Source organism: [Mycobacterium] manitobense (genome assembly GCF_025821665.1).
Lineage (GTDB): Bacteria > Actinomycetota > Actinomycetes > Mycobacteriales > Mycobacteriaceae > Mycobacterium > Mycobacterium arseniciresistens.
In genome coordinates this window covers 94,429-107,462 of sequence record NZ_JACKSJ010000117.1, presented here as the reverse complement: position 1 = coordinate 107,462, position 13,034 = coordinate 94,429, and the positions used below count along the sequence as shown (strand labels likewise).

Annotated in this window: 11 protein-coding genes; 8 read left to right on the top strand and 3 right to left on the bottom strand. The window is 69.3% G+C overall.

All coding sequences use genetic code 11. The annotated features are described in order from the left end of the window. The first annotated feature begins 26 nt into the window (after window positions 1-26). Together nucS and H7I41_RS14835 are read left to right on the top strand one after the other, a co-directional pair. The gene (gene nucS / locus H7I41_RS14840) at window positions 27-698 is read left to right on the top strand and encodes an endonuclease NucS (protein ID WP_264013357.1); all 672 of its coding nucleotides are present in this window, start codon (window positions 27-29) and stop codon (window positions 696-698) included. Between the two features lie 18 nt (window positions 699-716). After that, the gene (locus H7I41_RS14835; RefSeq protein WP_264013356.1) at window positions 717-1,013 is read left to right on the top strand and encodes an Rv1322 family protein; all 297 of its coding nucleotides are present in this window, start codon (window positions 717-719) and stop codon (window positions 1,011-1,013) included. Between the two features lie 6 nt (window positions 1,014-1,019). Here H7I41_RS14835 and mce read toward each other — a convergent pair whose 3' ends face one another. Further along, window positions 1,020-1,496 carry a methylmalonyl-CoA epimerase gene (mce, locus tag H7I41_RS14830; protein WP_264013355.1) on the bottom strand — a complete coding sequence of 159 codons (477 nt, stop codon included), beginning with the start codon at window positions 1,494-1,496 and terminating at the stop codon, window positions 1,020-1,022. A gap of 92 nt (window positions 1,497-1,588) precedes the next feature. Between mce and H7I41_RS14825 the strand changes: the two genes are divergently transcribed. The 3 genes from H7I41_RS14825 to H7I41_RS14815 all read left to right on the top strand — a co-directional run bounded on the left by H7I41_RS14825 (window position 1,589) and on the right by H7I41_RS14815 (window position 4,150). Further along, a complete protein-coding gene (locus H7I41_RS14825; protein ID WP_264013354.1) occupies window positions 1,589-2,767 on the top strand; it encodes an acetyl-CoA C-acetyltransferase in 1,179 nt (392 codons plus the stop codon). Window positions 2,768-2,835: 68 nt separating this feature from the next. Next, window positions 2,836-3,231: a DUF3817 domain-containing protein gene (locus tag H7I41_RS14820; protein WP_264013353.1), complete on the top strand. Its 396-nt coding sequence runs from the start codon at window positions 2,836-2,838 to the stop codon at window positions 3,229-3,231. 13 nt (window positions 3,232-3,244) lie between these two features. Next, complete coding sequence (locus tag H7I41_RS14815; protein WP_264013352.1) at window positions 3,245-4,150, top strand: tetratricopeptide repeat protein; 906 nt, start codon at window positions 3,245-3,247, stop codon at window positions 4,148-4,150. Here H7I41_RS14815 and glgB read toward each other — a convergent pair. Together glgB and H7I41_RS14805 are read right to left on the bottom strand one after the other, a co-directional pair. Next, window positions 4,144-6,393, bottom strand: coding sequence for a 1,4-alpha-glucan branching protein GlgB (gene glgB / locus H7I41_RS14810; RefSeq protein ID WP_264013351.1), 2,250 nt, complete (start codon window positions 6,391-6,393; stop codon window positions 4,144-4,146). The two genes, H7I41_RS14815 and glgB, sit on opposite strands and share 7 nt — an antisense overlap. Before the next feature lie 8 nt (window positions 6,394-6,401). Continuing rightward, entirely contained in the window at window positions 6,402-8,489 is a 2,088-nt protein-coding gene (locus tag H7I41_RS14805; protein WP_264013350.1) for an alpha-1,4-glucan--maltose-1-phosphate maltosyltransferase, read from the bottom strand. A 215-nt stretch (window positions 8,490-8,704) separates the two neighbouring features. On the opposite strand from H7I41_RS14805, the gene H7I41_RS14800 reads away from it, so the two are divergent. The 3 genes from H7I41_RS14800 to H7I41_RS14790 all read left to right on the top strand — a co-directional run bounded on the left by H7I41_RS14800 (window position 8,705) and on the right by H7I41_RS14790 (window position 13,008). Then, a complete protein-coding gene (locus H7I41_RS14800; RefSeq protein WP_264013349.1) occupies window positions 8,705-11,323 on the top strand; it encodes a glycosyltransferase family 1 protein in 2,619 nt (872 codons plus the stop codon). Further along, a complete protein-coding gene (locus H7I41_RS14795; protein ID WP_264013348.1) occupies window positions 11,320-12,180 on the top strand; it encodes a Vgb family protein in 861 nt (286 codons plus the stop codon). Before H7I41_RS14800 ends, H7I41_RS14795 begins: the two co-directional genes overlap by 4 nt. A 120-nt stretch (window positions 12,181-12,300) precedes the next feature. Further along, entirely contained in the window at window positions 12,301-13,008 is a 708-nt protein-coding gene (locus H7I41_RS14790; protein WP_264013442.1) for an MspA family porin, read from the top strand. The last annotated feature ends 26 nt before the right edge of the window (window positions 13,009-13,034 follow it).

The window sequence follows — 13,034 nt, the reverse complement described above, 5'->3', positions numbered from 1 at the left end:
CCGCCCGAGACCCTAAGGTTGTCGACGTGCGACTCGTGATCGCCCAGTGCACCGTCGACTACGTCGGCCGCCTCACCGCCCATCTGCCGTCAGCTCGCCGGCTGCTGCTGGTCAAGGCCGACGGGTCGGTGAGCGTGCACGCCGACGACCGGGCCTACAAGCCGCTGAACTGGATGAGCCCGCCGTGCCGACTCGTCGAGGACACCGACGGGCCGCTGCCGGTGTGGGTGGTGGAGAACAAGGCAGGCGAGCAATTGCGCATCACCGTCGAGGCGGTGGAGCACGACTCCAGCCACGACCTCGGCATCGACCCGGGGCTGGTCAAGGACGGGGTCGAGGCGCATCTGCAGAAGCTGCTGGCTGAACACGTCGAACTGCTCGGCGTGGGGTACACCCTCGTGCGCCGCGAGTACATGACCGCCATCGGCCCGGTCGACCTGCTGTGCCGCGACGAGACCGGACGCTCGGTCGCCGTCGAGATCAAACGGCGCGGCGAGATCGACGGTGTCGAGCAGCTCACCCGCTACCTGGACCTGCTCAACCGGGACTCACTGCTGGCGCCGGTCAGCGGGGTGTTCGCCGCCCAGCAGATCAAGCCGCAAGCCCGCACGCTCGCGGTTGATCGCGGGATTCGCTGCGTCACACTGGATTACGATCAGATGCGCGGAATGGACAGCGACGAGTACCGGCTGTTCTGAGCCCGTAGACTCGGCGGCATGCCCAGGCGCCGGACTCCGCCGAGGCAGCCGCGTCCGCTGCCACCGTCCCTCGCCGCGCGGCGGGTCGAGACGGGAGCGGACGGCTTCGACTACGAGGTGCGGCCGATCGCCGGGTCGCGCGCCACCAAGGTCTACCGGTGCCCCGGCTGTGATCACGAGATCAGGGTCGGGACAGCGCATCTGGTGGTGTGGCCGGCGGACGCGGGGGAGTCGGCGGTCGATGACCGCAGGCACTGGCACACGCCGTGCTGGGCGAACCGGGCCCACCGGGGCCCGACGCGACGCTGGTCGTGACCAGCGTCAGTGTTCGGTGTCCGCCGCGGGCTCGACGAGTTCGATCAGCACCCCGCCGCCGTCCTTGGGGTGGATGAAATTGATCCGCGAGTTCGAGGTACCCCGGCGCGGCACGTCGTAGAGCAACCGGATGCCCTGCTCGCGCAGGCGCTCGGTGAGCGCGTCGATGTCGCTGACGCGGTAGGCGAACTGCTGCAGGCCGGGACCGCGCTTGTCGATGAACTTCGCGATGGTCGACGTCTCGTCGAGTGCCGCCATCAGCTGGACCTGGGAGCTGCCCTTGGGAGCGCCGCGCACCGACAGCATCGCCTCGCGGATGCCCTGCTCCTCGTTGACCTCTTCGTGCAGCACGATCATGCCGAGATGATCGTGATACCACTTGATCGCGGCGTCGAGATCCGGCACTGCGATGCCCACGTGGTCGATAGCCGTGACCAGGGCCGTGGCGAGGACTGGACGGGCGTCAACTTGATCGGCGGTCATAACGCAAAGGTAACCTAAGGGCCTCGGTTTCGATACTGACGGTCTAGTGGATAGCCTCGTCGGAGCCGCTCTAAACCGTGATGGAGGTTGGTATGACGACGTCGGTGATCGTTGCTGGAGCCCGCACACCGGTAGGCAGGCTGATGGGTTCGCTGAAGGACTTCTCGGGCAGCGATCTGGGGGCCGTCGCCATCAAGGCCGCGCTCGAGAAGTCGGGCGTCGCCCCGTCCGCCGTCGAGTACGTGATCATGGGCCAGGTGCTGACCGCGGGCGCCGGGCAGATGCCCGCCCGTCAGGCCGCAGTGGCCGCAGGCATCCCGTGGGACGTGCCGGCGTTGACCATCAACAAGATGTGCCTCTCGGGCATCGACGCGATCGCCCTGGCCGACCAGCTGATCCGCGCGGGGGAGTTCGACGTGGTGGTGGCCGGCGGCCAGGAGTCGATGAGCCAGGCGCCGCACCTCCTGGTGAACAGCCGGGCCGGATACAAGTACGGCGACGTCACCGCGGTCGACCACATGGCCTACGACGGCCTGCACGACGTGTTCACCGACCAGCCGATGGGCGCGCTCACCGAGCAGCGCAACGACGTCGACCAGTTCACCCGCGCCGAGCAGGACGAGTACGCGGCGCAGTCCCATCAGCGGGCGGCCGCGGCGTGGAAGGACGGGGTGTACGCCGACGAGGTGGTACCGGTGTCGATCCCGCAGCGCAAGGGCGATCCGATCGAGTTCACCGAGGACGAGGGCATCCGGGCCAACACCACCGCAGAGTCGCTGGCCGGGCTCAAGCCGGCGTTCCGCAAGGACGGCACCATCACCGCGGGATCGGCGTCGCAGATCTCCGACGGCGCCTGCGCCGTCGTCGTGATGAACAAGGCCAAGGCCGAGGAGCTGGGATTGAGCTGGCTCGCCGAGATCGGCGCCCACGGCGTGGTCGCCGGACCGGATTCCACGCTGCAGAGCCAGCCGGCCAACGCCGTCAAGAAGGCGATCGCCAAGGAGGGCATCACCGCCGACCAGCTCGACGTGATCGAACTGAACGAGGCCTTCGCGGCGGTCGCCCTGGCCTCCACCAAGGAACTCGGCGTCGATCAGGAGAAGGTCAACACCAACGGTGGGGCCATCGCGATCGGCCATCCGATCGGGATGTCCGGCGCCCGCATCACCCTGCACGCGGCGCTCGAACTCCAGCGCACCGGCGGGAAGTACGCGGTGGCCGCGTTGTGCGGCGCGGGCGGGCAGGGCGACGCCCTGATCCTGCGCCGCTGAGGTTGCGCGACCGCCGGGCGGCACCGCGCTACGACGAGGCGTAGTAGCTGGCTCGCCGATCAGGCACAATGGCGGCCATGACACGTGCTTTCGATCTGCGTTCGGTGGCCGGGTGGCTGCGCCTGGTCGGTCTGCTGGAGGCGGTCAGCTGGGTCGGTCTGCTGGTCGGGATGTACTTCAAGTACGTCGGAAGCCCCAGCACCGAGATCGGCGTGAAGATCTTCGGGCCCATCCACGGCGGCATCTTCATCGGGTTCGTCGTGGCAGCGGTGGCCGCCGGTGTGGCGTTCCGGTGGGGCGTCACGACATGGTTGCTGGCGTTGCTGGCCAGCGTCGTGCCACTGGCCACTGTGATCTTCCTCATATGGGCCGACCGGACCGGTCGGATGGGGCCCGCCGCCGCGTCCGCGGCTGCGTCGGCGCCGATCTCGCAACCGGGCCGGACGGCACCGGAAACGACGTGACAGACTTGGTCGCGTGACTCGTCCACGACCTTCCGTCGGGCCCGCACTGGCCGGTGCGGTTGACCTTTCGGCGCTCAAGCAGCGCGCCGCCGCACCCACCGAAGCGACCGCGCCCGGTGGTCAGGGTGGCGCATACGTCACCGAGGTCACCGAGGCCAACCTCGAAGCCGAGGTGCTGGTCCGGTCCAGTCAGGCGCCCGTCGTGGTGCTGCTCTGGACGCCGCGCAGCGACGCCAGCGTGGCGCTCGGCGAGGCCCTCGCGGCGCTCGCGGCCGACGACGGCGGCAAGTGGTCGCTGGCGTTGGTGAACGTCGACACCACACCGCGGGTGGCGCAGATGTTCGGTGTGCAGGCGGTGCCCACCGTTGTCGCGCTCGCCGGCGGACAGCCGATCTCGAGCTTCCAGGGCGCTCAGCCCGCGGAGCAGTTACGCGGCTGGATCGACTCGCTGCTCGAGGCGACCGCCGGGAAGCTCTCCGGCACAGGCGATGCCGAACAGCCCGAGCAGGTCGACCCCGCGGTCGCACAGGCTCGCGAGCACCTCGACGCCGGTGACTTCGACGCCGCACTCTCGGCCTACCAGGCGATCCTGGCCGCCACTCCGAACCATCCGGAGGCCAAGGGCGCGGTGCGCCAGATCGTGTTCCTGCAGCGCGCTACCGCTCACGATCCCGACGCGGTGACGGCGGCCGACACCGCTCCCGACGACATCGACGCCGCGTTCGCCGCGGCCGATGTGCAGATCATGCAGCAGCAGGTCGAGCCCGCATTCGACCGGCTGATCGCCCTGGTCAAGCGCACCGCCGGCGACGACCGCACGAAGGTCCGCACGCGGCTGATCGAACTGTTCGACCTGTTCGACGCCGCCGACCCCGAGGTGATCGCCGGCCGCCGAAAGCTGGCCAACGCGCTCTACTGAGCGTCTCCGCGCCCGAGGCCGGGTTGCTCGTACTCGAACCACAGCGCGGCCAGCGGCGGCAGCACCATCATCGCGGACGCCGGCCGGCCGTGCCAGGGATCGTCGGTGGCCTCGACCGCGCCGAAGTTGCCGATGCCCGAACCGTGGTAGACGTCGGCGTCGGTGTTGAGCACCTCGCGCCAGGTCCCCGTGTGCGGCAGCCCGAGGCGGTACCGCGAGTGCTCGGATCCGGAGAAGTTGAACACGCACGCCATCACCGAGCCGTCGTCGCCGTAGCGCAGGAAGCTCAGGACGTTGTTCGCCGAGTCGTTGGCGTCGATCCAGGAGTAGCCCTCCGGCGTGGTGTCGCGCGACCACAGTGCCCGGCGGCTGCCGTAGATGCCGTTCATGTCGCGCATCATCCGCAGGATCCCGTCGGAGAAGCCCTGCTCGTCGAGCTGCCACCAGTCCACGCCGCGTTCCTCGGACCATTCGGCACGCTGACCGAACTCCTGGCCCATGAACAGCAACTGCTTACCCGGATGTGCCCACTGGTAGGCCAGCAGGCCGCGGATCCCCGCCGCCTTGGCGTGGTCGTCGCCGGGCATCCGGCCCCACAGCGTGCCCTTGCCGTGCACGACCTCGTCGTGGCTGATCGGCAGGACGAAGTTCTCGCTGAACGCGTAGATCATCGAGAAGGTGATCTCGTGGTGGTGGTAGCTGCGGTGGATCGGGTCGCGGCTGATGAACGCCAGCGTGTCGTTCATCCAGCCCATGTTCCACTTCATCGAGAAGCCGAGGCCGCCGAGATTCGTCGGCCGGGTGACGCCGGGCCATGACGTGGACTCCTCGGCGATCGTGACGATGCCGGGGGCGACCTTGTGCACCGTGGCGTTCATCTCCTGCAGGAACTGCACCGCCTCGAGGTTCTCCCGGCCGCCGTAGATGTTGGGTGTCCAGCCACCTTCGGGGCGCGAGTAGTCCAGGTAGAGCATCGACGCCACCGCGTCCACCCGCAGCCCGTCGACGTGGTACTCCTGCAGCCAGTACAGCGCGTTGGCCACCAGGAAGTTGCGCACCTCGGACCGGCCGAAGTCGAAAACGTAGGTGCCCCAGTCCAACTGCTCACCACGACGCGGATCGGCGTGCTCGTAGAGTGCGGTGCCGTCGAACCGGCCGAGCGCCCAGGCGTCCTTCGGGAAGTGCGCGGGCACCCAGTCCACGAGCACGCCGATGCCGGCCTGGTGCAGCGAGTCGACGAGGTGCCGGAATTCGTCGGGGCTGCCGAAGCGCGAGGACGGCGCGTAGTACGACGTCACCTGGTAACCCCAGGAGCCGCCGAACGGATGCTCGGCGACCGGCAGCATCTCGACGTGGGTGAAGCCCTGTTCGACGACGTACTGCGTGAGCTGCTCGGCGAGTTCGGTGTAGCTCAGGCCGGGCCGCCACGAGCCGAGGTGCACCTCGTAGGTGCTCATCGGCTCGAACACCGGATTGCGCAGCGCGCGCCGGGTCATCCAGTCCTCGTCGGCCCACGTGTAATGGCTCTGCGTGACACGCGACGCCCGCTGCGGCGGCACCTCGGTGGCGAAGGCCATCGGGTCGGCCCGCTCGGTCACCACGCCGTCGGCGCCGTGCACCCGGAACTTGTACAGCCCGTCAGCGGGGAAGTCGGGCCAGAACAGTTCCCACACGCCGGTGGAACCCAGCACCCGCATCTGCGCCTCGGTGCCGCTCCAGTGATTGAAGTCACCGATCACGCTGACGCCCTTGGCATTCGGCGCCCACACCGCGAACGACACGCCCTCGACCACGCCGTCGGCGGTGGTGAAGCTGCGCGGATGCGCCCCGAGCACCTCCCACAGTCGCTCGTGGCGGCCCTCGGAGAACAGGTGTAGGTCCACCTCGCCGAGGGTCGGCAGGAACCGGTAGGCGTCGGCGGTGCGGTGCACGTGCGGCGTCTCGCCGCCGTGGTCGTAGCTCACCTCGAGCCGGTAGTCGACGAGCCCGGTGAAGGGCAGCGCCACCGCGAACAAGCCGCTCTCGATGTGGGAGAACACGTGCCGGTCGCCGCCGACGACCGCGACCACCTCGAGGGCGTGCGGCCGGTAGGCACGCAGCACCGTGTGGTCGTCGTACTCGTGCGCGCCGAGCACCGAGTGCGGGTCGTGGTGTTCGCCGGACAGCAGGCGGTTCAGGTCGGCGGTGTGTGGCCGCAGATGCGGACTGGTGACCTCGTTGGTCAGGTCGGGGGCCTTAGCCATGGTGTCGATCACTCCCTACGAAGCAGGTTGAGTCGTTGTTCGGCCGGTATCTGGGGCATGTTGAACACGTGTGCCACCGCCTTGGCGGGATCGAGCCGCACGTAGTTCGACTGACCCCACTGGTACTCCTCGCCGCTGATCTCGTCGCGCACCCAGAAGCGGTCGTAAGGTTGCATTCCCAATGCGGCCATGTCCAACCACACGGTGGCCTCCTCGGGCCCGAACGGGTTGAGCTTGATCACTACCAGCACCTGGTCACCGGTGACCGGGTCGAACTTGCTGTAGGCCATGACCGCGTCGTTGTCCGGGTAGTGGAACGCGATGGTGCGCAGCTCGTGCAGCGCCGGATGCACCCGGCGGATCTCGTTGAGCCGGGTGATGAACGGCTCCAGCGACTCGCCGTCGGCCATGGCCGCGTCGAAGTCGCGGGGCCGCAGCTCGTACTTCTCCGAATTCAGGTACTCCTCGCTGCCCTCGCGGACCGCCCGGTGTTCGAACAGCTCGAAGCCCGAATAGACGCCCCAGGTGGAGCTCATCGTCGCCGCCAGGACCGCGCGTATGGCGAACATGCCGGGCCCGCCGTGCTGCAGGCTCTCGTGCAGGATGTCGGGGGTGTTCACCCACAGGCTCTGCCTGCAGTAGTCGGCGTGCTCGGCGATCTGCTGGCCGAACTCGGTGAGCTCCCACTTCGCGGTGCGCCAGGTGAAGTACGTGTAGGACTGCGTGAAGCCCAGCTTGGCCAGGCCGAGTAGCCGCGCCGGCCGGGTGAACGCCTCGGCCAGGAACAGCACGTCCGGATCCTCGCGCTTGACCTCGCCGATCAGCCAGGCCCAGAAGTTCGGCGGCTTGGTGTGCGGGTTGTCGACGCGGAACACCTTGACGCCGTGCGACACCCAGTACCGCACCACCCGCAGCACTTCCTCGTACAACCCGGCCGGGTCGTTGTCGAAGTTCAGCGGATAGATGTCCTGGTACTTCTTCGGCGGGTTCTCCGCGTACGCAATGGTCCCGTCGGGCAGCACGGTGAACCACTCGGGGTGGTCGCGCGCCCAGGGGTGGTCGGGGGCGCACTGCAGGGCGAGGTCGAGTGCCACCTCGAGGCCTTCGTCGCGCGCGGCGGCGACGAACCCGTCGAAGTCCTCGATCGTGCCGAGGTCCGGATGCACGGCGTCGTGGCCGCCCTCGTCGCTGCCGATCGCCCACGGCGAGCCCACGTCATCGGGGGCCGCCGTCACGCTGTTGTTGCGGCCCTTGCGGTGCACCTTGCCGATCGGGTGAATGGGCGGCAGATAGACGATGTCGAAGCCCATCCTGGCTACCCGGGGAAGTGCCTTGGTGGCGGTGGCGAACGTCCCGTGCACCGGATGGCCCTGATTGTCCCAGCCGCCGGTGGACCGCGGGAACAACTCGTACCACGAGCTGAACCGGGCCAGTGGCCGGTCCACCCACACGCCGTATTGCTCACCGCGGGTGACCAATTCGCGCAGCGGATACTCCGCGAGCATCTCCATCAGGTCCGGGGCGAGGGCTGCGCCCGCACGGGTGAACGGATCACCCGGCTCGCGCAGCTGGGCGGCCGCCTCGGCCAGCGGGTACCGATGTTGGCGCGGTACACCCGTGGCCGCGCGGTCCAACAGCTTGGCGCCGACCAGCAGATCGTTGTTCAGCTCGGCCTCGCTCTGGCCGGCGTCGAGCTTGGCGGTGACCGCTTTTCGCCACGTCGCGATCGGGTCGCCCCAGCCGTCCACCCGGTACGTCCACAGCCCGACCCGGTCGGGCGCGAACTGCCCGTGGAACACGTCGGGTGTGCGCCCGGGCGCCATCGGCAGCGCCTGTGGCCGCACCTTGGCCTGCGGGTTGACGACCTCCTGGATCGGGACGGGTTCGCTCGGGCTCACAGCCACCGCCGGCGCCTCGGCGAGGTCGGGGTAGTTGGTGCCGTGATAGCGCACCACCAGGGTCGCCGCCACCGCATCATGGCCTTCGCGCCACACCGTGGCCCGGACCGGAACCACCTCGCCGACGACCGCCTTGGCCGGATACCTGCCGTTTGACACGACGGGCGCGACGTCATCGATACCGATACGACCGGCCACCCACTTGCTCCTCACACTGGCGCGGCCACCGGGACCGCGGATGTTCGAGATCGAGGTACGAGAAAGCTCGTACGAACGCCGCGGTGGTCTGATGCCGACACCGCGAAGTCCCTGAGCGCCCTATACCCACCGTAGTGTCCGGCCCAATCAAACGAGAGGGATCGGATGTGGGCAGCGCACTGCGCCGCCCGGATTTGTCAGTAAGGTTGAGCCACGTGAAAGCCCTGCGAAGGTTCACTGTCCGCGCCCATCTACCGGATCGGTTGTCGGCGCTGGAACGGCTGTCCATCAACCTGCGCTGGTCCTGGGACAGGCCTACACAGGACCTGTTCGAGGCCATCGACCCGGACCTGTGGCGCCGGCTCGGCTGCGACCCGGTCGCGCTGCTCGGCGGGGTCAGCCCCAAACGTCTTGACGCCCTCGCCGTCGACGAGTCCTTCCTGCGCCGGCTCGACGGGCTGGCCGCGGATCTGGACGACTACCTGACCCGTCCGCTGTGGTATCAGCAGGTTCAGGCGGACGGCGCGACTGAGTTCCCGTTGCCCAACGGCATCGCGTACTTCTCGATGGAGTTCGGGGTGGCCGAGGTGCTGCCGAATTACTCCGGAGGTCTCGGCATCCTAGCGGGCGACCACCTCAAGTCGGCGTCCGACCTCGGCCTGCCGCTGATCGCGGTCGGCCTGTACTACCGGTCGGGCTACTTCCGGCAGTCGCTGACCGCCGACGGGTGGCAACGCGAGAACTATCCGTCGCTGGATCCGCAGGGCCTGCCGTTGCGGCTGCTGACCGACGCGGCGGGCGACCCGGTGCTCGTCGAGCTGGCGCTGCCCGATGACAATCCGCTGCGGGCCAGGGTGTGGATCGCGCAGGTGGGCCGGATCCCGTTGCTGCTGCTGGATTCCGACATCCCGGAGAACGACCACGACCTGCGCGGTGTGACCGACCGGCTCTACGGCGGCGACCAGGAGCACCGCATCAAACAGGAGATCCTCGCCGGCATCGGCGGGGTGCGGGCGATCCGGGCGTACACCGAGGTGGAGGGCCTGCCCTCGCCGGAGGTGTTCCACATGAACGAGGGCCACGCCGGGTTCCTCGGTGTCGAACGCATCCGTGAGTTGATCGACGCCGGTCTGGACTTCGACACCGCTCTCACCGTGGTGCGGTCCTCGACCGTGTTCACCACCCACACGCCGGTGCCCGCGGGCATCGACCGGTTCCCGGTCGAGATGGTCAAGCGCTACTTCGGTAGCGCGCCTGGCACCCCGTCGGGCGCGGACTCCCGGCTGCTGCCGGGGGTGCCGCTGGACCGGGTGATTGCGTTCGGGGAAGAGGACGACCCGGCGAAGTTCAACATGGCCCACATGGGACTGCGGCTGGCCCAGCGTGCCAACGGGGTGTCGCTGCTGCACGGACGGGTCAGCCGCGAGATGTTCAACGAGCTGTGGCCGGGCTTCGACCCGAACGAGGTGCCGATCGGGTCGATCACCAACGGCGTGCACGCGCCGACGTGGGCGGCGCCCGAGTGGATCGAACTGGGCCGGGAGATGCTCGGCGCGGACAACCTCGACTCGCTGCGCGAGCCCGACACCTGGCAGCGGTTGCAGGAGGTCGACTCCGGCCACCTGTGGTCGATCCGGTCGAAGCTGCGCCGCGCCCTGGTCGAGGACGTCCGGGCGCGGGTGCGCCGCTCGTGGCTGGAACGCGGCGCCTCCGATGCCGAACTCGGATGGATCGCAACGGCTTTCGATCCTGATGCGCTCACCATCGGGTTCGCCCGCCGGGTGCCGACCTACAAGCGGCTGACGTTGATGCTGCGCGACTCCGAACGGCTCGAGCGGCTGCTGCTCGACACCGAGCGGCCGATCCAGCTGATCGTGGCAGGCAAGTCGCATCCCGCCGACGACGGCGGCAAGGCGCTGATCCAGCAGATCGTGAAGTTCGCCGACCGGCCCGAGGTGCGCCACCGGATCGCGTTCCTGCCCGACTACGACATGTCGATGGCACGCCAGCTGTACTGGGGCTGCGACGTCTGGCTGAACAACCCGCTGCGGCCGCTCGAGGCGTGCGGCACGTCCGGCATGAAGAGCGCACTCAACGGCGGACTCAACCTGTCGATCCGCGACGGGTGGTGGGACGAGTGGTACGACGGCGAGAACGGCTGGGAGATCCCGACCGCCGATGGGCTGGCCGACGAGACCCGCCGCGACGACCTCGAGGCCGCCGCCCTCTACGACCTGCTCGAGAAGTCGGTGACGCCGAAGTTCTACGACCGCGACGAGCACGGCGTGCCGACCCGGTGGGTGGAGATGGTCCGGCACACCCTGCAGGCGCTGGGCCCGAAGGTGCTCGCGTCGCGGATGGTCCGCGACTACACCGAGAAGTACTACGCACCCGCGGCCCGGTCGCTGCGCAAGACCGTGGAGCCCGTGAACGGAACAGCCTTCGGCGCGGCCGGGGAACTGGCCGACTACCGGCGGCGGGCCGCAGAGGCGTGGCCGAAGATCCAGATCACCGACGTGGACAGCTATGGCCTGCCCGATACGCCGCTGCTGGGCTCCGAGCTGACGCTGACCGCCAACGTCCAGCTGGCCGGGTTGCGGCCCGACGAGGTCACCGTGGAGGCGGTGCTCGGCCGCGTCGACGAGAGCGACGCGCTGAAGGAACCGGCGACGGTGGCGATGGCGCACACCGGCACCGCCGACGGCGGCACCGAGGTGTTCTCCACCACCACGCCGCTGCCCGTCGCGGGCCCGGTGGGCTACACGGTTCGGGTGCTGCCGCACCATCCGCTGCTGGCCGCCGACAACGAGCTCGGCCTCGTCACGCTGGCGTGAATCGTGCACTGAAGGTCGCGCTCGACGGCGGGCCGTACGCGCTGGCGGCGGGTCCGGACCGGGCGATCTGGGTGACGCTCGTGCACGGCGGCGCCGTCGCCCGGATCGGCGGGGACGGCAGGCCGGACGACGACGTGACGGTGTACCCGGTGGCGCCCGGCTCGCGGCCGTCGCTGATCACCGCGGGCCCGGACGGTGCGATGTGGTTCACCCGCACCGGCGACGACCGCATCGGCCGCATCACCACCGAGGGGGAGCAGACCTCGTTCCCGGTGGCCGACGGCAGTGGGCCGTACGGCATCACCGCGGGCCCCGACGGTGCGCTGTGGTTCACCGGGACCACATCGGGGGAGGTCGGCCGCATCACCACCGACGGCCGGGTCACCCGCGAGGCCGGGCTCGGCGGCTTCCCCGCGATGATCACCGCCGGCCCGGACGGTGCGCTGTGGTTCACCCTCAACCAGGGCAACGCCGTCGGCCGGCTCGAACCGGCGGGTGATCTGACGGTGCGCGAGCTGCCGACCAGCGGCGCAGGTCCGGTCGGTATCGCCGCCACCCACGACGACGCGGTGTGGTTCACCGAGATCCTCGCCGAGAAACTCGGCCGCATCCCGATGGACGGGGCGATCGAGGAACTCGACCTGCCCGGCAAGCCGCACGCCGTGGTCGCCGACCCCGCCGACGGGGTGTGGGTGAGCCTGTGGGGGTCCAGCCAGATCGCCCGGGTGAGCGGCGACGGCGAGGTGATCACCATCGATCTGCCGCCCGGAAGCGAGCCGCACGGGCTGGCGATCGGACCGGACGGGGCGCCTTGGATCGCGCTGGAGACCGGGTTCGTGCTGCGGCTGCCGATCTGACGCCGCTGACGTTCTGGCGGCTATCCGTAAACCCGTGACGTAGCTCGCGGTAGGTTCGGCGCTGTGACGGATCGGGGACGGTGGTGGCGGGCACTCACAGCGGTGGCCGCGGCGGGATGGATGTGCGCGACGCTGGGCGGGCTGTCGCCGACCGCGGCCGCGGAACCCGAACCTCAGCCGGTCGCCGCCGAGGCGCCGCCGCCGGAGGGCGCACCGCCGCCCGAGGGTGCGCCGCCTCCCGACCCGGGCCGGGTGGAGTCGACGCCGCCTGCCACCGTCACCACGCCCGACGATTGGGTGCTGACACTGTCGGCGCGCGACGAGACGCAGGCGATCATCCCGCCGCTCACCACGGCGCTGTCCTCGCGCGAGTACGTCGTGGGCGGCACTTACGACGGCGAGCTGACCGGACCTGACGACGGCGAGCCGCCGCACGGCACCCTCGAGGTCGGCTACGAGATCGGTTGCGGCATCGACATGAGCACCTCCAACGGTGTCTCGCTGACCGCGACGGCGGGCATCAACCCGTCGATCGGCGTGATCGGCACCGACCTCATCTCGCCGATCCCGGACGGCATCGTCCCGGGGCTGGGCGGCAACCTCGGCGGCGGTGTCACCGTCGGCCTCAAACCCGGCATCATCAACATCGTCCCGGTCACCAAGAAGGAGTTCACCGGCGCCGATCCATGGGTGATGATCAGCAACTTCCGGGTGAAGATCGACGGCTGTGTCGGCGAGTCGTTCATCCGTTCCTACGCGTTCCTGACCCGGTCGACCGACCAGTCCGACGCGGTGCTCGCCTGGTACGGCACCACCAAGAAGGTCTGACGGCGTTTGCCTGAACGGCAACTCTT

Coding starts and splice junctions, on each gene's coding strand:
- mce (WP_264013355.1), bottom strand. CDS start 1,496: ATGACCGCCGATCAAGTTGACGCCCGTCCAGTCCTCGCCACGGCCCTG.
- glgB (WP_264013351.1), bottom strand. CDS start 6,393: ATGGCTAAGGCCCCCGACCTGACCAACGAGGTCACCAGTCCGCATCTG.
- H7I41_RS14835 (WP_264013356.1), top strand. CDS start 717: ATGCCCAGGCGCCGGACTCCGCCGAGGCAGCCGCGTCCGCTGCCACCG.
- H7I41_RS14820 (WP_264013353.1), top strand. CDS start 2,836: ATGGCGGCCATGACACGTGCTTTCGATCTGCGTTCGGTGGCCGGGTGG.
- H7I41_RS14825 (WP_264013354.1), top strand. CDS start 1,589: ATGACGACGTCGGTGATCGTTGCTGGAGCCCGCACACCGGTAGGCAGG.
- H7I41_RS14790 (WP_264013442.1), top strand. CDS start 12,301: ATGTGCGCGACGCTGGGCGGGCTGTCGCCGACCGCGGCCGCGGAACCC.